Raw genomic sequence first — 21,501 nt, 5'->3', positions numbered from 1 at the left:
GGGTGCCTCGATAGGCTGGCCTCGCGACGAGGGGAGGCGGCGTGGGGGAGACCGAAGCGAGCGTGCGCCATGCTGATCCCGCCCAGCCGCAGACCTGGCGCCCCGACATCCTCGGCGACCGCTTCGAGCAGCTCACCCTCCCGCTCGGCGACGACGACGAGGGCGACGTCGTCGCGACCCTCGTGCGGTACCGCCCGGGGTGGCGGCCGCGGTTCACGCGCGGCGCGGCATCCGGAACCGACGTGCTCTACGTGCACGGCTGGAGCGACTACTTCTTCAACCGCGAGCTCGCCGAGTACTGGGCCGGGCTCGGCGCCCGTTTCTACGCGCTCGACCTGCGCAAGTACGGCCGCAGCCTGCGGCCTGGCCAGACGCCCGGCTTCGTGGCCGATCTCGCCACCTACGACGCCGACATCGCGGCCGCGCTCGCCGCGATGGGGCAGCCGGATGCCTCGGGCCCGCCCTCGGGCCGCCCGCTGATCCTGCTCGGGCACTCGACCGGCGGGCTCACGCTCTCGCTCTGGGCCGCGCGCCACAGGGGTCGCGCGGCGGCGCTCGTGCTCAACAGCCCGTGGCTCGAGTTCCAGCTGAGCAAGGTCGGCCGGCAGGCGCTCGCCCCGATGATGGAGCTCGGCGCTCGCGTGCACCCGCTCGCGCCGCTGCCGAACGTCGACCTCGGCTTCTACACGCGCGCCGTCTGCCGTGAGCAGGGCGGCGAGTGGGACTACGACCACGCCTGGCGACCCGATCGGGGGTTCGCGACGTCGCCGGCCTGGCTCATGGCGATCCTCGCGGGGCACGCGACGATCGAGTCGCGCGTCGACGTCGGTGCGCCCGTGTTGACGCTGCTCTCGGCGCGATCGACCATCCTCGCCCGCTGGGACGACGCGATGCGTTCGAGCGACAGCGTGCTCGTCGTCGACGAGATCGCGGAACGCTCGCTGAGGATCGGGCCGTCGGTGACGGTGGCGCGCATCGACGGCGCCCTGCACGACGTCTTCCTGTCGCACGAGCCGGCGCGCTCGCAGGCCTACGCCGACATCACCCGCTGGCTGCGAGGGTACGGCCCGAGATGACGACCCGCCCGCGTCGTCGCCTCGTCTGGCCGACCGCCGTCGGACTCTTCGTCTGGGTGCCGGCCGCGCTGACGGCGATGGTCTTCCTCGGCATCTGGCTGTACGAGACGTTCCTCCGCTTCGTCTACTACGAGGCCGTCGCCGCCCGGGAGCGCGCGATGCCCTGGCTCGTCGCTGGGCTGGCGCTCTCGCTGGCCGTCTTCATCGCCGGCTGGATCTTGAGCCGCCGCTGGTGGGGCGCCCTGCTCGCCGTGACGCCCGGCGTGCTCGTCGCCGTCAGCGAACTCGTGCCCGACTACGGCGCGATACCGCAGCTGCTCTTCCCGATCGGCGTGATCGCCGCGGTCGTCGGCATCGTCTTCGTCGTGCGCCAGGCCGACGCCGTCATGCCGCCGCTCGACGTCGAGACCGACGGCTGAGCGCGGTCGGGCCGAAGCCCGGACCGCGCTCGTCGAGGTGCGTCGCTCCGCTCAGCGGAAGTTCGTGAACTGCAGCGCGACATCCAGGTCTTTGCCCTTGAGCAGCGCCATCGTCGCCTGCAGGTCGTCGCGGCTCTTCGACGAGACGCGCAGCTCGTCGCCCTGGATCTGGCTCTTGACGCTCTTCGGCGCCTCGTCGCGGATGATCTTCGAGATCTTCTTCGCGTTCTCGCTGTCGATGCCGTTCTTCATGGCGATCTCGATGCGGAACTCCTTGCCCGACGCGTAGGGCTCACCCGTGTCGAGCGCGCGCAGCGTGATGCCGCGCTTGATGAACTTCGACTCGACGACCTCGAGCACGGCCTTGACCCGCTCCTCGGTCTGCGCCTTCAGGAGCACCTTCTCGCCGCTCCACTCGACCGAGGCGCCCACGTTCTTGAAGTCGTAACGCTGCTCGACCTCCTTGCGCGCCTGGTTGACGGCGTTCTCGGCCTCCATGTGGTCGACCTTGCTCACGATGTCGAACGTTGAATCTGCCATGCGAACCAGTCTACCGAGGCGCGAAATCAGACGACCGGATGCCACGGCGCGCGCGCCGGGGCATCCGTCGCCCTCATTCGGGCGGACGGGCCGTGGAGGAGCGGACGCGGAGCTCGTAGGGGAGCTGGGTCGCCGCCGGCCGGGGCGTCTCGCCGACGGCGGGCTCGAGCTCGTCCATCAGGACGTCGACCGCCTTCTCGCCCTGGAGACGGGGGAACTGGGCGACGGTGGTGAGGCCGAAGAAGTCGGAGAGGTCGTGGTCGTCGATGCCCACGATCGAGACGTCGCGCGGCACGACGAGGCCGAGCTCGCGGGCGGCGAGGATCGAGCCGATCGCCATCTCGTCGGAGGCGGCGAAGATCGCCGTCGGGCGGTCGTGCGGGGCGCCGAGCAGCTGCTTCGTCGCGTGGAACCCGCCGCGGATGGTGAAGTCGGCCGGGGCGAAGAGGCGCGAGTCGGGCTCGATGCCGGCGTCGCGGAGCGCGCCCTCGTAGCCGAGGCGGCGGTTCGTCGGCAGGTGGAAGTCGACGTCGAACTCGAGGTCGCCGCCGATGTGCGCGATGCGGCGGTGGCCGAGGCCGATGAGGTGCTCGGTGGCGAGGCGCGCGACGGCCGCGTCGTCGATCGTGAGCGTGCGCACGCCGGGGATCGGGCCGCCGACGCCGACGAGCGGCTTGCCGAGCTCGTGCAGCCGGGCGACCTCGGGCTCGGTGAGCTCGAGCGAGACGGCGATGACCGCGTCGACGCGCTGGCGCAGCAGGAAGTGCTCGAACACGCTCGAGCGCTCCTGCCCGTCGCCCGAGAGGTTGTAGAGGGTGAGGTCGTAGCCGCGGCGCAGCAGCGCCTGCTGGGCGCCCTCGAGCACCGAGGAGAAGAACCAGCGGTTGAGGAACGGCACGACCACGCCGATGTTGCGGGTGCGCCCGGATGCCAGGGAGGAGGCGTTCGAGGAGACGACGTAGCCGAGGCGGGCCGCGGCATCCTGCACCTTGGCCTTCGAACCCGGCGAGACGTGGCCGCGGCCGCTGAGCGCGCGCGAGACCGTCGCGGTCGAGACCCCCGCGAGCTTCGCGACCTCTTCGATGCCGGCCATGGCCCTCATTCCCCGTAATCGGTTGGAATCCTACCGTTCGCACCCGCCCGAGTGCGGCGCGGCGCGTTGTCCCGAACGCCGGGTTCAGGGAAGAATGCCTTGGTCAGGGTCTGCCCAAGGGGTGGTTGGCATGCCCATCCGTCACTCGAAGGGAACCTCTACCGTGAAGTGGGTCAAGCGCATCGTCCTGGGCCTCGTCGTGGTCTTCGCCGCCTTCTACCTGATCACCCGGCCCGAAGACGCCGCGAACGCCGTGCAGGGCGCGATCGATGCCGTGTTCAACGCCGCCGGCTCCGTCGTCACGTTCTTCACCTCGCTCGCGTCATAGCCGGAGCGCGCCGTGAGCCTGTTCGATCCGCACATCGAGCGGCACCTCATCGCCGACGACGGTGAAGTGGTCATCGACGAGGTGCACAAGCACTGGGCGTCGAACGTGTTCGCCGCGCTCGAGATGCTCGCGGCCGTGCCCGTGCTGTTCCTGCTGGCGTGGCTGCCGTCGCAGCTGTACTGGCTGCCGTTCTTCCTCTCGCTCTTCCTCGTGATCCACGGCGGCTGGCGCATCCTGCAGCGCCGCATGGACCGCTTCGTCATCACCAACATGCGCGTGTTCCGGGTGCACGGCATCCTCTCGCAGCGCATCGCGACGATGCCGATCGCCCGAATCCTCGACATCTCGGTGCACAAGCCGCTCCTCGGCCGCATCTTCAACTACGGCCACTTCATCTTCGAGTCGGCCGCGCAGGACCAGGGCCTCCGCGAGATCCGCTTCGTGGCCTCGCCGAACGAGCGCGGACTCACGATCCAGCGCGTCATCCAGCGCGCGGGCCTGCGGGGCGGCGGCGGTCGTCCCACGACCGAGGAGCGCCGCTCGGAGCCGGCCCGCATCTCGCGCGAGCGCGCCGAGCGGGCGCGCGCCGAGCAGGCCGCCCTCGACGAGCGCGCCCGCGCCCGCGAGGAGTGGGACCGCGCGCAGTACGCCCGCGGCGACGCGGGCGGGCGCGGCGGGGGCGTGCGTGCCGGGGGCGACACCCGCGAGCCGATCACCGAACCCGTTCCCGTGCAGGCGACCGCGCCGCAGGGGCACCAGGGCTGGATCTCGACGCACGACGAGCGGCAGCAGGCCGCTCGCTCCGGGGCTGCCCCGGTCGACGGCGACGGCGACCGCGACCGCAGCGACACGGCCGAGATGCCGTGGTGGCGCTCGTCGAACTGAGGCCGGCGTCCCGGGGTATCGCTCGCCCGATCGGTGTGCGAGCATGACGGAATGTCGAATCGACGGAAGTCGCTCGCAGGGGGAATCGGGATCATCGGGCTCGTGCTCGTCGGCGCTGCCGCGCCCGCGAGCGCCGTGGATCCGGCGACCGAGATCGGCGCGTACGCCGACTGGGCGGTCGCCGGTTCGGCGGGCGTGTTCACCGCGAGCGGGATGCTTCCGCCCTCGACCGGGTTCGCCGGGCCGATCAGCGTCACGAGCGACTCGATCACCCTGACCGAGGCGTCGGGTGCGAGCGCGTTCCTCAACGCGTCGACCGACTTCGGCGCCGAGTACGGATCGAGCCGGCTCCAGCCCTACCTCACGATCAGGCCCAAGACCGGTGCGCTGGCTCCGACCCCGCCCGCCGTCGACGACCCGCCCCCGTCGCGCACCGTCGTCGACCTCGGGGCAACACGTGGCGACGACTGGGGCTTCGCCCTCGGCGACGTCGACGCCGACTGGGTCTTCGTGACCGCGTTCGACGACGCGGGCGTGCAGCTGCCGGTCGACGCGCTCGGCGCGATGACGCCCGGGAACTCCTGCGCCGCCGGCTCGCCGAAGCCGAGCACGTGCGTCGGCCCGGGGCCGTTCACCGACGTGCCGCGCTGGGTCGCGGCGGGCACGCTGCCCGACTACGGCATCACCTTCGTGCCGGGCACGGTCGTCGGCAACTTCGACGACACCTCGGGCGCCTACCTCGGATTCCGGCCCGACCCGGCGGTGCGCCGCATCGAGCTGCTCTACGGGGCGGTCAACGGCTCGCCGTCGTACCAGCTGTGGCTCGCGGCCGCCGCGGCGAAGACCACGATCACCGGGTCCATCGCGCTCGACGGCGGCGCGCCTCCGCCGCCGGGAACGGTCGTCGAGGTCGACGACGCCGACGGGCAGCCGGTGCGCGACGTCAACGGCGACGAGCTGCAGGTGCCGGTCGACGAGAACGGCGACTTCACCGTCGAGCTCCCGCAGGCCGAGGAGTACACGCTCGTCGTCGTGCCGCCGGCCGGGTACACGGCGCCCGACCCCGTGACCGTCGACGGCTCGCAGGCCGGCGTCGAGGTGCCGCCCATCACGGTCGCGCCCGTGGTGGTGCCGTCCTCGCCGCCCGCGTCGCCGCCGGCCTCGCCGCCCGCGTCGCCGCCGGCCTCGCCGCCCGCGTCGCCCGGCCTCGCGTCGCCCGCGCCGGCATCGACCGGCGAGCTCGCCGAGTCGGGCGCGAACATCGCGCCGTTCATCGCGCTCGCCGCGGGCGTGCTGCTCGCGGGTGCCGCCGCCGTGATCTACGCGGCGGTCCGGCGGCGCCGCGCCGCGCCCGGCACGCCGCCGGTCGACGGGCCCCCGGCGGGCCCGCAGGGCGAGCCTCGGAGCGGTCCGCCGAGCGACCCGGGGAGCGGCTCCTGAGCTCGATTTCCGCCACGCGGCATCGGCGGGTATCCTTGACAGGCCCCCGGTTGTGTGCAGAACGTGGTCGGGTGCGACGGCGAGTTACCCAAGCGGCCAAAGGGATCTGACTGTAAATCAGACTGCTCAGCATTCGGGGGTTCGAATCCCTCACTCGCCACCAGTGAAAGCCCCGGTTCGCCGGGGTTTTCGTGTTTCTCGGGGCGGGTGCTCGGCTTGCGGCACGGGTGCGCCGGGCCACGGGCCGCGCTAGCTTGAGGGCATGACCGGGCACGTGGCATCCGTCGACCTCGATCAACTGCTCGCGCTCGCTCGCGACATCGCCGTGGAAGCCGCGCAGTTCGCGGCCGCGGCCCGCCGCGCAGGCGTCGAGGTCGCGGCGACGAAGTCCACGCCGACCGACGTCGTCACGGCGACCGATCGCGACACCGAGGCGCTCATCCGCGAGCGCATCCTCGCCGCGCGGCCCGACGACGGCATCCTCGGCGAGGAGGACACCGCGCGGATCGGCGCGAGCGGGCTCACCTGGGTCGTCGATCCGATCGACGGCACCGTGAACTTCCTCTACGGTCTGCCGAGCTGGGCGGTCAGCATCGCCGTCGTCGAGGGCCCGGCCGACCCGACCAGCTGGCACGCGCTCGTCGGGGTCGTCGTGAACGCGTCGACGGGCGAGGTCTTCGAGGCGAGCGCCGGCGGGGGAGCGCGGGTGAGCGGTGGGGGCGTCCCGGGTGCGGGCGCGGGTGCCGGCGCCGGGCCCGACGCGCCGCAGGTGCTGCACGTCAACACCGGGGTGCCGCTCGGGCGCGCGCTCGTCGGCACCGGCTTCGGCTACGCCGCCGAGCGTCGCCGTGAGCAGGCCGAGGTGCTGCTCGGGGTGCTGCCGCGCGTGCGCGACGTGCGGCGCAACGGCTCGGCGGCGCTCGAGATGTGCGCGCTCGCGTCCGGCCGGCTCGACGCCTTCTACGAGCGCGGGCTCGCCCCCTGGGATCACGCGGCCGGCGCGCTCATCCTCAGCGAGGCCGGTGCGCGGGTCGGCGGCCCACGCGGCGGACGCGCCGACGAGGAACTCGTGGTCGCCGCCGCACCCGGCCTCTACGAGGAGCTCGTCGCCGCGCTCGCAGATGCCGGCGAGGGAGTCTGACGGCGCGTCGCCCGGGATCACGCGGCACACCGGCATCCATCGACCGTTCATCCGACGGATCCCGTGGTTTCGCGTGGCGTTCATCGCTGATTCCGGGTACTCTTTATCAACCTGTTATCTCGGCGCGAGCGTCGTGATGAGTACCTCCCTGACAGAACTCTCGCCCCCGACGCCGAAAGCCCCCTACACGTGCTCGAGTCCCCCCTCGTGCCCGACGGATCAACGCCTGGCACCCGCCCTGAAGTGCGGCCCGAGCGACCCCTGACCCGTCGCGAGCTGCGCGAGCTCGAGACCGAGGCGGCACGGCGGGCCGAGCTCGCGAACGGCGGGCCTCAGGCGCACGCGCAGTTCCCCCCGGCGGATGCCTCGGCGCCCGCCTCGTGGGTGCAGCAGGCGCCGGCGCAGGCGCAGGCGCCGGTCCAGTCGGCACCGATGCCGCAGGGGCAGGCGCAGTGGCAGGGGCAGTGGCAGCCGCAGGCGCCCGCCCAGCCCGCGTGGCCGAGCTCTCCGGCCCCCGCCCATCATCCGGTCGCGCAGCAGGCGGCGGCCCAGCCTGTCGCCGCGGCTCAGCCGGTCGCGGCGCCTCGGCCGTCGCATCCCAGCTTCGACGAGTTGTTCTCGGGCTCGAACGCCCCGACCTCGTCCTCCGTCGCCGAAGCCCAGCAGACGCGCCGCCGCTCCACCCCCGCAACGCCCCTCGAGGCCGAGCCGATCGACCACCCGGTCGACCGCCGCTCGGCCTCCGCCATGTCTGCGCGGGGTCAGGCGGCCGAGCGTCCCGGCGTCGCGCCGGCTGCTTCCACCGCTCGTGCCGCTGCTCCCGTCGCGAACGAGACCACCGGGTTCGACGACCTGTTCGCCGGACTCGGCGACGACGACGAGACCGAAGCCGCCGACTCCGGCCGCCGGTCGGGTCGTTCCGACCGCTCGGCCCGCAGCGACCGCAAGGCCGAGAAGCAGGCGGCGAAGGCCGCCAAGGGCCGCTTCGGAACGAAGGCGCAGCCCGAGGTCCGCGGGGTGCGGCGAGGCGCGTCCGCCGCAGGTGGCGCTGCCGCCGTCGCGGGCACCGCTGCCGCCGGCGTCGCGGCTGCCGGCACCGCTGCCGTAGCTTCGGGTTCGGCCGCCCTCCCTGCGGGTTCGGCCGCCTCCGCACCGCTGACCGGCGGAGCCGCCACCGCGTCCGCCGCCGCCTCGGCGTCGGCCGACTTCGCGTCGCTCATCGCCGGAGCCGCCACCGGGCCGCGCACCGAGCCGATCGTCGTCCCGATGCCCGGGCCCGAGCTGCTCGCCGCTTCGAGCGAGATCCCCCTGGCCCCGCGCGGCGCCGCCGCGCAGAGCGACGACCTCGCCGCGATGATCGCCGCCGCAGGCGCCGAGGCCGAGAAGTTCGCCGCAGCGCCCGCGGCTCGTCGCCAGCGCGGCGCCGAGGGCCACGAGGCGCACCCCGCGGCATCCGCCCGTCGTGCCGCAGGCGCGTCGCGCGCCACCGGCCGGCAGGTCGCGGTCGACGCCCGCCCCGCGGCATCCGCCCCGCAGCCGGCGCGGCCGGCCCAGCGTCGCACCCGCAAGAGCACGCGCAGCATCGCCAGCGTCATCGCGATGGGCTTCGCGGCGATGCTCGCCGTCGCCACCTCGGTGCCGTCGCTGTCGCTGCTCACGCCCGCCGAGGTGCAGGCGATGGCGCTCGAGGAGATGTCGACGACCACGATCGACGGCCAGCGCGTGCAGATCAACGACGGCGTGCTCGCGCAGGGCGTGCAGAGCGAGGGCTACAAGACGCAGACGATCGAGGAGTACGCCGAGGCGGCCGGCATCCGCCCCGAGGCGACCTTCACGAACAACCCCTCCGGCACCGTGCAGTGGCCCTTCGCCGTCGGCGTGCACATCGGCGACCGCTTCGGCTACCGCGACTGCGCGGGCTGCTCGAGCGACCACCACGGCCAGGACTTCAACCCCGGCTACGGCGCCGACATCCAGTCGATCGCCGACGGCGTCGTCGTCGAGTCGACCGACTCGGGCGGCTCGCTCGGCGTGGTCATGATGATCCAGCACGAGATCGACGGGCAGACCATCACGAGCGTCTACGCCCACATGGTCGAAGGATCACGACTCTTCGAGATCGGCGACACCGTCGAGGTCGGCGACGTCATCGGCGAGACCGGCAACACCGGCATGTCGACCGGCCCGCACCTGCACTTCGAGATCCGCATCGGCGGCATGGACGGCGAGTGGGTCGACCCGCTCGAGTGGCTCTACGCCAACACCAACTGACGCGCTCGCGCCGGGCGCTGGGCGCTGGTGGCTGGGAGGCGCGATCGGTGCCGGGAAGTCGGGTGTCGGCTCAGCGTTGAGCAGGATCAGCCGCTCGGCACCCTGCTAGTCGGCGCACCTCGCCGGCTGGTCCTGTTCAAGCCGGGTCGGTCCTTCGGCGACGGGTCGCTGCGCTGAGCACGCGGACCACAGGCGTTCCTCCCCAGGCGATCGACCGGCGCGAGTCTCCACCGTTCACGCCGATGACCACGAGCGGCATCGCTCTTCGCAGAGGCTCTTCGCATGTCGAACGAGTCGAGACAGGTCGCGCGATGGATCCGCGCCCACGGCGGCGCCGTGCCGCTTCGCGCTCTCGACGCCGCGGGTCTGCGTCGGCAGCATGTCCACGCCGCTGCCGCCGAGGGTGCCCTGGTGCGTCTTCGGCGGAGTTGGTATTCGGTCCCCGATGCGCCTGACGAGGTCGTCCGCGCGGTTCGCGTCGGCGGGGCCGCGACCGCGGCATCCGTCGCCCGGATCGAGGGGCTCTGGGTGCACGACGACGCGCGTCTGCACGTGCGGGTGCCTCGGACGGCCGCCCGGCTGAAGTCACCGCGGGTGCCGGCGCTCGGTCGGGCCCCAGTGCCGCTCGATGCAGCGGGCGACGGGGTCTGCGTTCACTACCGCTCCGATCCGCAGCTCATCAGCGGACGGGACGGCCTGGCGCTCGCACTCGCCGAGATGCTGCGCTGCGCGCCGCCCGAAGCCGCGATCGCGACGATCGACTCGGCGCTCGCGCGAAGGCTGGTCGGCCTCGAGGAGGTGCGAGCCATCGCGAGTCCCGCGTTTCATCGAACACTCGTGCGGTGCGCCCCCGGGTCGGAGTCTGGTCTCGAGACGCGGGTGCGGTTGCTGCTGCGCGCGCACAACATCAGGCATCGCACGCAGGTCTCGATCCCCGGCGTCGGTCGCGTCGACCTCCTCGTGGGAGACAGGTTGGTCGTCGAGGTCGACGGCGCCCGCTTCCACGCAGGCGTCGCCGAGTTCGAGAACGACCGCCGCCGCGACTTCGAGCTCGCGATGCGGGGCTATCGGGTACTCCGGTTGAGTTACCGCATGGTCATGGAGGAGTGGGAGACGACGAGCCGCGGCATTCTCGCGCTCGTCGATCGGGGCGAGCACCGGTGGGGTGGCAGTTCAGCGCCCTCGTCGGGGATCGGTGTCACGTTGCGCGGCCTCGACCGGCATGATGACGTTCCTCCGGTCGCGACGCTCGCTCGCTGATCGCAGGGGCGTGCGCGAGCTTGAGCAGGATGAGCGGGTCAGTTCGCCCCGAGACGGGGGTGCAGGGCGGGTGGTCCTGTTCACGGGGTCGGGCGGCTGGGCGGTGGTGCGAGCGCGCGTGCGTGCGCGGTGGCTTGAGCAGGATGAGCGGGTCAGTACGCCCTGAGACCGGGGTGCCGGTCGGCTCATCCTGCTCGAGCCGGCCTCGAACGGTGGCCAGCAGTTAGGCGGCGCGCAGCCAGACGGTGGTGTCGCCGGGCAGGGCGGATGCCTCGCCGAGCGGCCCGCTCGCGAGCAGCACCTCGCCCGCGGGCAGCGCCACGGGCGCCGAGCCGGTGTTCGCCACGACGACGACGTCGCCGTTGCGGAACGACAGCACCTCGGGCGCCGGGCCGGCGAGCCACTCGAGCGAGCCCGAGGCGAGCCCGTGCGCGCGGCGCCCGGCGAGGAGCGCCTGGTAGAGCGAGAGCGTCGAGCCCTCGACCCCGCGCTGCGCGTCGCGCGCGAACGAGGCCCACGATGCGGGCTGGGGGAGCCACGCGGCATCCGTGGGGCCGAAGCCGTACGACGGTGCGGACGCCGTCCAGGGCAGCGGCACGCGGCATCCGTCGCGGCCGTAGCGCTCGCCGTTCGTGCGGAACCACGTCGGGTCCTGGCGGGCGTCGTCGGGCAGGTCGATGACCTCGGGCAGGCCGAGCTCCTCGCCCTGGTAGAGGTAGGCCGAGCCGGGCAGCGCGAGCATGAGCGCGGTCGCGGCGCGGGCGCGGCGGAGTCCGGTCGCGGGGTCGCCGAGGCCGGGGGTGCGGGGGCCGACGCCGTGGCCCTGCGGGTTGGGCTCGGTGAGCGCGAGCCGGGTGGCGTGGCGCACGACGTCGTGGTTCGAGAGCACCCACGTCGAGGGCGCGCCGACGGCCGCGAAGGCGTCGATCGAGTCGTCGATGACGCGGCGGAGGGCGTCGGCCTTCCACGGCGTCTCGAGGTACGCGAAGTTGAAAGCCTGGTGCATCTCGTCGGGGCGCACCCACTTCGCGACGCGGGGGAGCGGGTCGACCCACGCCTCGGCCGCGAGGATGCGCTCGCCCGGGTACGTGTCGAGCAGGGCGCGCCAGTCGCGGTAGATCTCGTGCACGCCGTCCTGGCCCCAGTAGGGTGCGCCGTCGCCGGGCTCGTCCGAGATGGCCGGTTCGAGGGGCACGCCGGCCTCGCCGACTCCGCCCGCGCCGCCCATGCTGCCGCCCTCGGCGGGCGGGGTCCAGTCGGGCAGGCCCTCGGCCTTGATCATGCCGTGCGCGACATCCACCCGGAAGCCGTCGACGCCGCGGTCGAGCCAGAAGCGGAGGATACGGCGGAACTCCTCGCGGACCTCCTCGTTCGTCCAGTCGAAGTCGGGCTGCGACGAGTCGAAGAGGTGCAGGAACCACTGGCCGGGCGTGCCGTCGGGCTCGGTGACGCGGGTCCAGGCGGGGCCGCCGAAGACCGACTCCCAGTTGTTCGGGGGCAGCTCGCCGCCCTCGCCGCGGCCGTCGCGGAACAGGTATCGGGCGCGCTCGGCGCTGCCGGCGGGCGCTGCGAGCGCGGCCTGGAACCAGTCGTGCTGATCGCTCGAGTGGTTCGGCACGAGGTCGACGATGACGCGGATGTCTCGGGCGTGCGCCGCGGCGACCATGCCGTCGAAGTCGGCGAGGGTGCCGAAGAGCGGGTCGATGTCGCAGTAGTCGGCGACGTCGTAGCCGGCGTCGCGCTGCGGCGAGGTGTAGAAGGGCGAGAGCCAGATGGCGTCGATGCCGAGCTCGGCGAGGTCGTCGAGTCGGGCACTGATGCCGGCCAGGTCGCCCATGCCGTCACCGTTCGCATCGGCGAAGGAGCGGGGGTAGATCTGGTAGATCGCGGCAGTGCGCCACCATTCGGAAGTCATGACGGAAACTGTACGACATCTTGATACACCGTGGAAACGCTTGCAGGAATCGCAGAATGTGCGATGGTCACGAACCGGTATCGATCAAGTTCCGCCAGTTTGGCGAGAGAGGGAAAGCAGGGTATACCTGTAATCGCTTGCAATCGCGAGCGACACAGGGAAGAACGGCCTTTCGGGCGGGTGCGCGTTTCGAGCCACCGGGCGAAGGCGCCGATCTCACGCACACTGAGAAGGACACACCAATGAGGGTGAACAGGAAGAGCCTCCTTGCGGCCGGTGCGGTCGCGGTCGTCGCGACGCTCGGTCTCGCCGGTTGCGCCGGTGCCGATGGCAGCTCCGACACGGAGTCGAGCGCGAGCAGCACGCTGACCGTCTGGGTCGACGCCGAGCGCGTCGACGCGCTGAAGGGCGCGGCCAAGGCCTACTCCGACGAGACGGGCGTCGAGGTCAAGCTCGTCGGCAAGGACAACGCCGACATCAAGGACGACTTCATCCAGCAGGTTCCGACCGGCAAGGGCCCCGACATCACCATGGGTGCCCACGACTGGCTGGGCGAGCTCTCGACCAACGGCGTCGTCGCCCCGATCGAGCTCGGCGACTCGGCAGCCGACTACCTCCAGGTGGCCGTGGACGCGTCGACCTACGACGGCACGACCTACATGCTCCCCTACGCGGTCGAGAACATCGCGGTCCTCCGCAACGCCGACCTCATCCCCGAGGCCGCCACGAGCTTCGACGACATGCTCGCCAAGGGCACGGCGGCGGGCCTCACCCAGCCGTTCGTCGTCGAGCAGGGCGCCGAGGGCAACCCCTACCACCTGTACCCCTTCCAGACCGCGTTCGGCGCTCCCGTCTTCGGCAGCGACGAGAACGGCTACAACGCCGATGACCTCCAGCTCGGCAACGCCGGCGGCGAGGCCTTCGCCACCTGGCTCGGCACGCAGGGCAAGAACGGCACCAAGGCGTTCAACACCGACATCGACGGCGACATCGCGAAGGACAGCTTCCTCACCGGCAAGTCGGCCTTCTGGCTGACCGGCCCGTGGAACGTCGGCGCGGCCGTCGACGCCGGCATCAACGTCGCGATCGACCCGGCGCCGAGCCCCACCGGTGAGGCCACCCAGCCGTTCGCCGGCGTCAAGGGCTTCTTCGTCTCGGCCGAGTCGAAGAACAAGGTCGCCGCGAACGACTTCCTCGTGAACTACCTCGGCAGCGAGGAGACGCAGCTCGAGCTGTTCGAGGCCGGCAACATCCTCCCCGCGAACTCGGCCGCCGCCGAGACCGCGTCGAGCGACCCCATCATCGAGGGCTTCGCCGCCGTCGGCGCCGACGCCGTGCCGATGCCCGCCATCCCCGCCATGGGCAAGGTGTGGCAGTACTGGGGCATCGCCGAGGCCGACATCATCAACGGTGCCGACCCGGTCGCCACGTGGCAGAAGCTCGCCGCCGACGTCCAGGCTGCGATCGACGCAGGTTGATCCGTTCGGCGGCCGAGTAGTCGACTCGGTGGTCGAGTAGCGCGAAGCGCGTATCGAGACCTGGTCACCAGGTCTCGATACGGCCCTGGCGGGCCTACTCGACCACCCGCGACTGCTCGGCCGCCGTGGCATCACCGAGCGACGACGATGAGGGAGACAGGCAGATGGGCACCGTGATCGAGGAGGACGTCCGCGAGGACGCGCCGCCGAAGCAGACGAAGCAGCAGCGTCGCGCTGCGGGCATCGCCGAGCAGGCCTCGGGCGGCATCAAGGTGCTGCTCGTCAAGCTGCTGGCGCTCGGCCTGGTCGACGCGCTCGCGCTCTACGCCGTGTTCGTGCTCGCGCTGCACGAGCAGTGGGTGGTGCTCGTCATCGTCGCCGCCGTCACGGCGCTCGTGAACTGGATCTACTTCTCGCGCCGCAAGCTCCCCGCGAAGTACCTCACGCCCGGGGTCATCTTCCTCGTCGTGTTCCAGGTGTTCGTGCTCCTCTACACCGGGTACATCGCCTTCACGAACTACGGCACGGGCCACAACGGCTCGAAGGAGCAGGCCGTCTCCTCGCTCATGGCCTCGTCGCTCGAGCGCGTCGAGGACTCGCCCGCCTATCCCGTCACCGTCGTCGAGCGCGCCGGCGAGCTGGGCCTGCTCGTGACCGACCCCGAGGGCGACGCCCTCGTCGGCACGAATGACGAACCGCTCGCCGAGGCATCCGGTGTCGAGTTCGACGGCGACGTCGCCGTGTCGGCCGACGGCTGGAACACGCTGCAGTTCGCCGACGTGCTCGAGCGCACCGACGAGGTCACCGCGCTCGCGGTGCCCGCGTCCGACGACCCGAACGACGGGGCGATCCGCACGCCCGACGGCTCGACCGGCTACCTCTACGTCTCGACGCTCGAGTACGACGAGGCCGCCGGCACCATGACCGACCTCTCGACCGGCACGGTCTACTCCGACACCGGCGTGGGGGCGTTCACCGCCGAGGACGGCGACCAGCTGCTGCCGGGCTGGCAGATCACGGTCGGCTTCGACAACTTCGTGCGCGCCGTCACCGACACCCGCCTCGCGGGCCCCCTGCTCTACGTGACCGCCTGGACCTTCGCGTTCGCGCTCATCTCGGTCGCCTCGACCTTCTTCCTCGGCCTCTTCCTCGCGATCGTGTTCAACGACATGCGCATGCGGGGCCGCAAGATCTACCGCGTGCTGATGATCCTGCCGTACGCGATCCCGTCGTTCCTCTCGGCGCTCGTCTGGGCGGGCATGATGAACGAGAGCTTCGGCTTCATCAACCAGGTGCTGCTCGGCGGGGCATCCATACCGTGGCTCACCGACCCCTTGCTCGCCAAGGTCTCGATCCTCATCGTGAACCTGTGGCTCGGCTTCCCCTACATGTTCCTCGTGTGCATGGGCGCGCTGCAGTCGATCCCCGACGACATCCAGGAGGCCGCGAAGGTCGACGGCGCGAAGCCGTGGGCGATCTTCCGCCTGATCAAGCTGCCGCTGCTGCTCGTGACCGTGGCGCCGCTGCTCATCGCCTCGTTCGCGTTCAACTTCAACAACTTCAACACGATCTACATGCTCACCGACGGCGGGCCGCGCGACTCGAACGCGCCGATCCCGGTCGGGTTCACCGACATCCTGATCACGATGGTCTACAAGGTCGCGTTCACCGGCCAGACCCGTGACTACGGTCTCGCGAGCGCGTACTCGATCATCATCTTCATCGTGGTCGCGGTGATCTCGATCATCGCGTTCCGCCGGACCAAGAGCCTCGAGGAGCTGAACTGATGGCCGCTCGCAAGGTGGTGCCCGGCACGGGCGTGGGTCTCGCCGCAGGCGAGATCGAAGAGATGACGGATGCCTCGACGCGGGCGCATTCCTCGCTGGGCGACGCGCCGCTCGTGCTGCCGAAGCGCCCGTTCAACTTCGGCCGCTGGTTCGCGGCGACCGGCTGGCGCCACATCGTCGGCGTCGTGATGGTCGTGTTCTCGCTGTTCCCGATCGTGTTCGTGGTCTCGTCGTCGCTGAACCCCAACGGCACGCTGACCGGTTCGAACGCGCTGTTCTCGAAGATCGGCCTCGACAGCTACGTGCGGATCCTCTCGGACCCGCAGGTGCCGTTCGGCACGTGGTTCGCGAACACGATGATCATCGCCGGCACGACCGCGGTGTGCACGGTGTTCCTCGGGGCGCTCGCGGCGTATTCCTTCTCGCGCATGCGCTTCACGGGTCGCCGGTTCGGCCTCATCTCGATCGTCGTGGTGCAGATGTTCCCGCAGCTGCTCGCCGTGGTCGCGATCTTCCTGCTCATGTCGACGATCGGCGACCTGTTCCCCGCGATCGGCCTGAACACGCACCTCGGCCTGATCATGGTCTACCTCGGCGGCGCGCTCGGCGTGAACACGTACCTCATGTACGGCTTCTTCAACACCGTGCCCGCGTCGATCGACGAGGCCGCCAAGATCGACGGGGCCGGCCACGCGCGCATCTTCTTCACGATCATCCTGCGGCTGGTCGCCCCGATCCTCGCGGTCGTCGCACTGCTGTCGTTCATCGCCTCGGTGAACGAGTTCGTCGTGGCATCCGTGCTGCTCATCGACACCGAGAAGCAGACGCTCGCCGTCGGCCTCACGAAGCTCGTGTCGAACCCCCGCTACGCCGACTGGAGCGCGTTCTCGGCGGGCGCCGTGATGTCGGCGCTGCCGGTCGTCGCGCTGTTCCTCTTCCTGCAGAAGTACATCGTCGGCGGGCTGACCGCCGGCGCGGTGAAGTAGGGCACGCGGTGCGTTCCGGGCCATACGGGTTCCGGCTCACGGCGGGGTGGAACCGGCACGGCTCGGGGCCTTCTGTTTCGAGGTATGCCAGTTGCGCCTCACGGAACCCGGGCGGCACGGGACCTTCTGATTCGAGCTGTGTCGGTTGCGCCTCAGCGTGAGGCGGAACTGGCATAGCCCGGAGGGCGAAGTAGTCGCCGTCGGGTCGAGCCATGAGCGTGACCTGCGGACGGGGCGCGAATCCGGCAGCCGGTCGGGGAGTGCGCCCGGCAGCCGGTCGGGGAGTGCGTCCGCCAGCCGGTCGGGGAGTGCGTCCGCCAGCCGGTCAGGGAGTGCGCCCGGCGGGCGGTCGGGGAGTGCGTCCGGCGGGCGGTCGGCCAAGAGCCCGTCGGGTGGTGAGCCCGGCCCGAGTTCGGCCGGTCTGCCGGCGTTCGGATCAGAACGAGACGGACTCGCCGGGTTGCATGCCCGACGCGGCCATGAAGATCATCGGCACCACGATCGCGGCGATCGCGATCAGCACGCCGCCGATGCCGAAGCCGATCCCGATCGCGGTGGCGCGGTCCATCTTGCGTCGCAGGCGCCGGCCGGCGGGGGCGACGGTGTTCACGGGTGCAGCGGCAGCGGTGACGCCCGTGCCCGGACCCGCTCCCGCACCGGCGACGGCCGCGAGGCGCGACGCGGGCGTCTCGGCGCCCGGCACCCGCTCGTCGACGTACAGGTCGGTGCGGTCGCGGAACTTCGCGCCGACGATCGCGCGGATGCGGTCGAACCGCTGCCAGGTCGCTGCGTCGGCCCACGCGAAGCCGCCGGGCCTCATGACGATGAGCAGGTCGTCGCGCACCTCGACGTCGAGGTCGCCGGTCTCGTCGATGAGGAGCGCCATCAGGTCGGGTGTGAAGACGTAGAGCGCGTCGCGCTCGTAGCCCCTCGGCACGTAGAGCCGGAAGTGCCGGTCGAAGTCGCCCTCGAGCGAGAGCCGCTGGTCCTCCTTCGGCGGGCGCGCGAGGCTCGAGCCGATGAGCCCGTCGTTGCGGCCGGCGTCGAGGATCATGTTCGGCAGGTGCCGGGGCAGGTCGATCGCGAGGTAGCCGACGTCGATGCTCGACACGGGCGATCCCGAGCGGACTCGCGTCGTGACCCTGATACCCGACTTCGTGTACCGCACCGATTCGGCGCTGCGCGTGCCGCCGCGAAGGTGGCCGGTCTGCCAGCCGTCGGCGATCACCTGGTCGTGCGCCGTGCCGTTCGAGACCTGCTCCCACAGCCCGTCTCCGAGCGCCGGCGGGTCGCCGACGGCGCGGTACTCCCAGCCGTTGGCCTCCGCGAAGGCGGCGAGCCCGTCGCGTTCGATCAGCTCGAATCCGGTGGCCACCGTCACTCCCTTCGCGTCGCGGTCGCAGGCGACGCTCCATTCTGCAACAGCACCGCATCGCGCCAGCGCGCCGCGATGTCACCGCCCCACGAGAGGATGACCCCATGCTGACCCCACATCACGACGGATCGCCCCTGCACGTCTCGACCCGGAGTCCGGTGCTCGGCGAGACCGTGCGCGTGCGGCTGCGGGTGCCCGAGGGCTTCGGCCCGCTCGCATGGGTCGGCACCCGATCGAACCCCAACCGCGAGCCCCGCTTCGACGAGGCGGTGCGCGTCGAGCCGGGCAGCGACCCGGCCGCCGGCGACGGCTGGACCTGGTGGGAGGCGGGCGTCGAGGTCGAGAACCCCGTGCACGGCTACCGCTGGCTGCTCGTCGGCGCCGACGGCCGCCAGCACTGGCTGAACCAGGTCGGGCTGAGCGACATCGAGACCCGCGACCGCGACGACTTCAAGCTCGTCGCGCACGAGCCGGTGCCCGAGTGGGTGGCCGACACCGTGCTCTACCAGGTGTTCCCCGACCGCTTCGCCCGCTCGACGGCCGCCGACGGCCGCGAGACGCCCGAGTGGGCGATCCCCGCGCCGTGGGGCGACGCGCTCGACCCCGTGCCGCCGGGGCGGTCGGCGCAGTTCTTCGGCGGCGACCTCGACGGGGTGCGCGAGAAGCTCGACCACCTCTCGGGGCTCGGCGTGAACCTGCTGTACCTGACGCCGGTGTTCCCTGCGCGCTCGAACCACCGCTACGACGCCTCGACCTTCGACCACGTCGACGAGCTCCTCGGCGGCGACGAGGCACTCGTGCGACTCGTCGAGGCGGCTCACGCACGTGGCATCCGCGTCATCGGCGACCTGACCTCGAACCACTCGGGCGACGCGCACGAGTGGTTCCGCACCGCGCAGGCCGACCCGGCGTCGGCCGAGCGCGACTTCTACTACTTCGACGACGACGTGCCCAACGGCTACGAGTCGTGGCTCGGCGTGCCGAGCCTGCCGAAGTTCGACTGGTCGTCGCCCGAGCTGCGACGGCGCTTCGTCGACGGCCCCGACTCGATCGTCGCGAAGTACCTGCGTGCGCCGTTCGGGCTCGACGGCTGGCGCATCGACGTCGCGAACATGACGGGCCGGCTCGGCGGCGTCGACCTCAACGCCGAGGTGCGGCAGGCGATCCGGCGCACGATGCTCGCGGTGAACCCCGACACGATCCTGCTCGGCGAGTCGACGAACGACGGCGCGGGCGACTTCCAGGGCGATGCGTGGCACGGCGCGATGAGCTACACGCCCTTCACCCGGCCCCTCTGGAGCTGGTTGCAGGCGCCCGGCAGCCCCGCGGGCGGCGGCATCGGCTTCGCGCTCGCCCGGGTGCCGGAGTTCACCGGTCGCCAGTTCGTCGACGCGCACCTGCGCTTCGCCGCGGGCTATCCGTGGCGCACCCGCCTCGGCGGCATGAACGCCCTCGACACGCACGACACCCCGCGCTTCGCGACGAACGCGCGCCCCGGCACGGTGCCCGTCGGCTTCGGTCTCGCGGTGACGATGCCCGGCATCCCCGTGGTGTGGGCCGGCGACGAGTTCGGCCTGGTCGGTGAAGACGGCGAGGCCTCGCGCACGCCCATGCCCTGGGGCAGCGAAGCGGATGCCTCGGTCGCGCCAGTGCTCGACGCGTACCGCCGGCTCGTCGGGCTGCGGCGCTCGCACGAGGTGCTCGCGACCGGCGGCATCCGCTGGCTCGCGGTCGCCGACGAGCTCGTCGCGTTCGTGCGGGAGTCGGCCGAGGAGTCGGTGCTCGTCGTGGCCGCCCGCTCGGCGGCGGCGATCGAGCTGCCCGCCGGGCTCGGCGAGCCGCTCGTCGTGTTCGGAGAGGTGCGGCTCGAGGCATCCGACCCGTCGACCGACATCGTGACCGCGCAGGCCGACGGGCCCGCGTTCGGCGCGTGGCGCCTTCCCGGCGTGGTCGCGCCGGCGTGGTGAGCGGGCGCGCTGCCGCCGATAGCATGAGCGCAGATCGACGCCGACCCGACGCCGTCGAGCCGACCCCTGCAGGAGCCCAGTGGACTCACACCGCGCCGACCTCGCGCCGCCGCCGCCGGTGATGTACGACGGGTACGGCAACGTCGTCTCGCCGGCGACTCCGCGCTACGTCGCACCGCCCCACAACGTGCTCGCATGGGTGAGCCTCGGGCTCGCGATCAGCTGGGTGCTCTTCGGGCTGCTCACCTCGGTCGCGGCGATCGTGTGCGGGCACATCGCGCGCGGCCAGATCCGCCGCACCGGCGAGCAGGGGGCGGTCACGGCGATGACGGGGCTCGTGCTCGGCTACGTGCTCACGGCGTTCACCGTGTGCGGGATCACGGTGTTCCTGCTGTTCGTGTTCGGCATGTCGGCGCTCGCGACGAGCTCCTGACGGCGCGCGTCGACGTGCTCGTGGCAGTGGTACGAAGCACCCTCCGAGAGGTGATATCCTCGTACGGTTGCCGAATGCGGCACACGCCCCGATAGCTCAGTGGTAGAGCACTTCCATGGTAAGGAAGGGGTCGTCAGTTCAATCCTGACTCGGGGCTCTGGTTCTCGGTCCGACTCGTCGGCCGAAGCCTTGCGGCGGGGTAGCTCAGGTGGTTAGAGCACACGGCTCATAATCGTGGTGTCGCGGGTTCGAGTCCCGCCCTCGCTACCAGAAGCCCGGAATTCCAGTGGAGTTCCGGGCTTTTCGTGTCTCTCGGGCCGGTGCGGCCGAGGCCGCGCTGCCGCAGCCGTCGGCGGTGCGGCGTCGTGCGTCGGAGCCGGTCGTCGAGGGCGGTCCGGTGCGCTTAGGATGCGTCCATGACCTTCTGGCAGGAGTATCAGGGCTTCGTCATCATCGGCGCGATCATCGTGCTCATCATCATCCTCGGCGTCGCTCGCGGGTGGGTGCGTCGCCGGTCGGCGTCCGCCGCCGACGCCGCCCGGACGGGCAAGACGTGGCAGGACTCGAGCGGCACGGGGGTCGACGGCAAGCTGGCGTCGCTCGCGACCGTCGTGCGGTTCGACGCCGACCTCGACACCGCGGCCGCCGCGCTCGACGGTGCGGCGCTGCCTCGCTTCTGGGAGCACCCCTCCCGCCTCGAGTGGCACATGAAGGCCACGAAGATCGAGGCGGTCGCCTCGACGGTCGCGCGACTCGAATCCGGCCCGGCCGGCACCCGGCTGGTGCTCGTGCGCGGTGCCGACATGAGCGGAGTCCCCGTCAGCGAGCCCGACTGGCGCAAGCTCCGCGCGAGCGCGCTCAAGGCGGCGCAGGCGGCCGGCGTCTCGGCGAGCGAGGAGGTCTCGGGCGAGCTCGTCCGCACGCCGACGACCGATGTGTCGGGGCTCGAGCCCGGTGCCGCATCCCGCAGCCCGCATCTCTGGCTGCGAGCGGCCGGCGACTGACCCGCCGGCGGGCGTCGCCCGCTCAGGCGTTGCCGCTCCGACACGCGAAGCGGGCGCGAAGCGGCTCGACGCTGGATCGTGTGGCCGGGTGCGCCCGGTGACC

Annotated in this window: 18 protein-coding genes and 3 tRNA genes; 17 read left to right on the top strand and 4 right to left on the bottom strand. The window is 71.7% G+C overall.

The features are described 5' to 3' along the window. Positions 1-41: 41 nt before the first annotated feature. Positions 42-1,076 carry an alpha/beta hydrolase gene (locus ACFVSL_RS04250; protein WP_386938774.1) on the top strand — a complete coding sequence of 345 codons (1,035 nt, stop codon included), beginning with the start codon at positions 42-44 and terminating at the stop codon, positions 1,074-1,076. Further along, positions 1,073-1,495, top strand: coding sequence for a hypothetical protein (locus ACFVSL_RS04245; RefSeq protein WP_386938772.1), 423 nt, complete (start codon positions 1,073-1,075; stop codon positions 1,493-1,495). Before ACFVSL_RS04250 ends, ACFVSL_RS04245 begins: the two co-directional genes overlap by 4 nt. A gap of 51 nt (positions 1,496-1,546) precedes the next feature. On the opposite strand, the gene ACFVSL_RS04240 is transcribed toward ACFVSL_RS04245, so the two are convergent. Together ACFVSL_RS04240 and ACFVSL_RS04235 are read right to left on the bottom strand one after the other, a co-directional pair. Continuing rightward, on the bottom strand, positions 1,547-2,035 hold the full coding sequence (locus ACFVSL_RS04240; RefSeq protein WP_386938770.1) for a YajQ family cyclic di-GMP-binding protein: 489 nt from the start codon (positions 2,033-2,035) through the stop codon (positions 1,547-1,549). Between the two features lie 73 nt (positions 2,036-2,108). Next, positions 2,109-3,128: a LacI family DNA-binding transcriptional regulator gene (locus ACFVSL_RS04235; protein WP_386938768.1), complete on the bottom strand. Its 1,020-nt coding sequence runs from the start codon at positions 3,126-3,128 to the stop codon at positions 2,109-2,111. A gap of 163 nt (positions 3,129-3,291) precedes the next feature. Between ACFVSL_RS04235 and ACFVSL_RS04230 the strand changes: the two genes are divergently transcribed. The 7 genes from ACFVSL_RS04230 (at position 3,292) to ACFVSL_RS04200 (ending at position 10,453) form a co-directional block, all read left to right on the top strand. After that, positions 3,292-3,456, top strand: a complete 165-nt coding sequence (locus tag ACFVSL_RS04230) for a hypothetical protein (protein ID WP_386938766.1) — start codon at positions 3,292-3,294, stop codon at positions 3,454-3,456. A gap of 12 nt (positions 3,457-3,468) precedes the next feature. Next, complete coding sequence (locus ACFVSL_RS04225; protein ID WP_386938764.1) at positions 3,469-4,341, top strand: PH domain-containing protein; 873 nt, start codon at positions 3,469-3,471, stop codon at positions 4,339-4,341. A 51-nt stretch (positions 4,342-4,392) separates the two neighbouring features. Continuing rightward, entirely contained in the window at positions 4,393-5,781 is a 1,389-nt protein-coding gene (locus ACFVSL_RS04220) for a hypothetical protein (protein WP_386938762.1), read from the top strand. Between the two features lie 78 nt (positions 5,782-5,859). After that, positions 5,860-5,944, top strand: a tRNA-Tyr gene (locus ACFVSL_RS04215). A 99-nt stretch (positions 5,945-6,043) separates the two neighbouring features. Next, positions 6,044-6,922, top strand: a complete 879-nt coding sequence (locus ACFVSL_RS04210; RefSeq protein ID WP_386938761.1) for an inositol monophosphatase family protein — start codon at positions 6,044-6,046, stop codon at positions 6,920-6,922. 189 nt (positions 6,923-7,111) lie between these two features. After that, entirely contained in the window at positions 7,112-9,193 is a 2,082-nt protein-coding gene (locus tag ACFVSL_RS04205) for a M23 family metallopeptidase (RefSeq protein ID WP_386938759.1), read from the top strand. Between the two features lie 411 nt (positions 9,194-9,604). Continuing rightward, positions 9,605-10,453 (top strand): endonuclease domain-containing protein, encoded by an 849-nt coding sequence (locus ACFVSL_RS04200; protein WP_386938757.1) that lies wholly within the window; start codon positions 9,605-9,607, stop codon positions 10,451-10,453. Positions 10,454-10,676: 223 nt separating this feature from the next. On the opposite strand, the gene ACFVSL_RS04195 is transcribed toward ACFVSL_RS04200, so the two are convergent. Beyond that, positions 10,677-12,368, bottom strand: coding sequence for a glycoside hydrolase family 13 protein (locus ACFVSL_RS04195; RefSeq protein ID WP_386938755.1), 1,692 nt, complete (start codon positions 12,366-12,368; stop codon positions 10,677-10,679). Between the two features lie 242 nt (positions 12,369-12,610). On the opposite strand from ACFVSL_RS04195, the gene ACFVSL_RS04190 reads away from it, so the two are divergent. From ACFVSL_RS04190 to ACFVSL_RS04180, 3 genes are all read left to right on the top strand, one after another. Further along, the gene (locus ACFVSL_RS04190) at positions 12,611-13,846 is read left to right on the top strand and encodes an extracellular solute-binding protein (RefSeq protein WP_386938753.1); all 1,236 of its coding nucleotides are present in this window, start codon (positions 12,611-12,613) and stop codon (positions 13,844-13,846) included. Between the two features lie 164 nt (positions 13,847-14,010). Further along, on the top strand, positions 14,011-15,633 hold the full coding sequence (locus ACFVSL_RS04185; RefSeq protein ID WP_386938751.1) for an ABC transporter permease subunit: 1,623 nt from the start codon (positions 14,011-14,013) through the stop codon (positions 15,631-15,633). A 62-nt stretch (positions 15,634-15,695) separates the two neighbouring features. After that, on the top strand, positions 15,696-16,619 hold the full coding sequence (locus ACFVSL_RS04180) for a sugar ABC transporter permease (protein ID WP_386939316.1): 924 nt from the start codon (positions 15,696-15,698) through the stop codon (positions 16,617-16,619). 436 nt (positions 16,620-17,055) lie between these two features. On the opposite strand, the gene ACFVSL_RS04175 is transcribed toward ACFVSL_RS04180, so the two are convergent. After that, entirely contained in the window at positions 17,056-17,994 is a 939-nt protein-coding gene (locus ACFVSL_RS04175) for a hypothetical protein (RefSeq protein ID WP_386938749.1), read from the bottom strand. Between the two features lie 104 nt (positions 17,995-18,098). Between ACFVSL_RS04175 and ACFVSL_RS04170 the strand changes: the two genes are divergently transcribed. From ACFVSL_RS04170 to ACFVSL_RS04150, 5 genes are all read left to right on the top strand, one after another. Then, positions 18,099-19,961 carry a glycoside hydrolase family 13 protein gene (locus tag ACFVSL_RS04170; protein ID WP_386938748.1) on the top strand — a complete coding sequence of 621 codons (1,863 nt, stop codon included), beginning with the start codon at positions 18,099-18,101 and terminating at the stop codon, positions 19,959-19,961. A 79-nt stretch (positions 19,962-20,040) separates the two neighbouring features. Further along, on the top strand, positions 20,041-20,394 hold the full coding sequence (locus ACFVSL_RS04165) for a DUF4190 domain-containing protein (protein ID WP_386938746.1): 354 nt from the start codon (positions 20,041-20,043) through the stop codon (positions 20,392-20,394). Positions 20,395-20,479: 85 nt separating this feature from the next. Beyond that, positions 20,480-20,551: transfer RNA gene (locus ACFVSL_RS04160), tRNA-Thr, on the top strand. Between the two features lie 36 nt (positions 20,552-20,587). Then, positions 20,588-20,664: transfer RNA gene (locus ACFVSL_RS04155), tRNA-Met, on the top strand. 146 nt (positions 20,665-20,810) lie between these two features. Beyond that, complete coding sequence (locus tag ACFVSL_RS04150; RefSeq protein WP_386938744.1) at positions 20,811-21,398, top strand: hypothetical protein; 588 nt, start codon at positions 20,811-20,813, stop codon at positions 21,396-21,398. Positions 21,399-21,501 lie beyond the last annotated feature (103 nt).

Source organism: Agromyces sp. NPDC058064, assembly GCF_042885275.1.
In the GTDB taxonomy this organism is placed as follows: Bacteria; Actinomycetota; Actinomycetes; order Actinomycetales; family Microbacteriaceae; genus Agromyces.
This window is presented reverse-complemented; position numbering and strand designations above follow the sequence as displayed.

Excerpts from the sequence above, each read along its gene's own strand:
- ACFVSL_RS04245 (WP_386938772.1), top strand. The coding sequence starts at position 1,073 with ATGACGACCCGCCCGCGTCGTCGCCTCGTCTGGCCGACCGCCGTCGGA.
- ACFVSL_RS04240 (WP_386938770.1), bottom strand. The coding sequence starts at position 2,035 with ATGGCAGATTCAACGTTCGACATCGTGAGCAAGGTCGACCACATGGAG.
- ACFVSL_RS04235 (WP_386938768.1), bottom strand. The coding sequence starts at position 3,128 with ATGGCCGGCATCGAAGAGGTCGCGAAGCTCGCGGGGGTCTCGACCGCG.
- ACFVSL_RS04220 (WP_386938762.1), top strand. The coding sequence starts at position 4,393 with ATGTCGAATCGACGGAAGTCGCTCGCAGGGGGAATCGGGATCATCGGG.
- ACFVSL_RS04210 (WP_386938761.1), top strand. The coding sequence starts at position 6,044 with ATGACCGGGCACGTGGCATCCGTCGACCTCGATCAACTGCTCGCGCTC.
- ACFVSL_RS04195 (WP_386938755.1), bottom strand. The coding sequence starts at position 12,368 with ATGACTTCCGAATGGTGGCGCACTGCCGCGATCTACCAGATCTACCCC.
- ACFVSL_RS04190 (WP_386938753.1), top strand. The coding sequence starts at position 12,611 with ATGAGGGTGAACAGGAAGAGCCTCCTTGCGGCCGGTGCGGTCGCGGTC.
- ACFVSL_RS04185 (WP_386938751.1), top strand. The coding sequence starts at position 14,011 with ATGGGCACCGTGATCGAGGAGGACGTCCGCGAGGACGCGCCGCCGAAG.
- ACFVSL_RS04180 (WP_386939316.1), top strand. The coding sequence starts at position 15,696 with ATGACGGATGCCTCGACGCGGGCGCATTCCTCGCTGGGCGACGCGCCG.
- ACFVSL_RS04170 (WP_386938748.1), top strand. The coding sequence starts at position 18,099 with ATGCTGACCCCACATCACGACGGATCGCCCCTGCACGTCTCGACCCGG.
- ACFVSL_RS04150 (WP_386938744.1), top strand. The coding sequence starts at position 20,811 with ATGACCTTCTGGCAGGAGTATCAGGGCTTCGTCATCATCGGCGCGATC.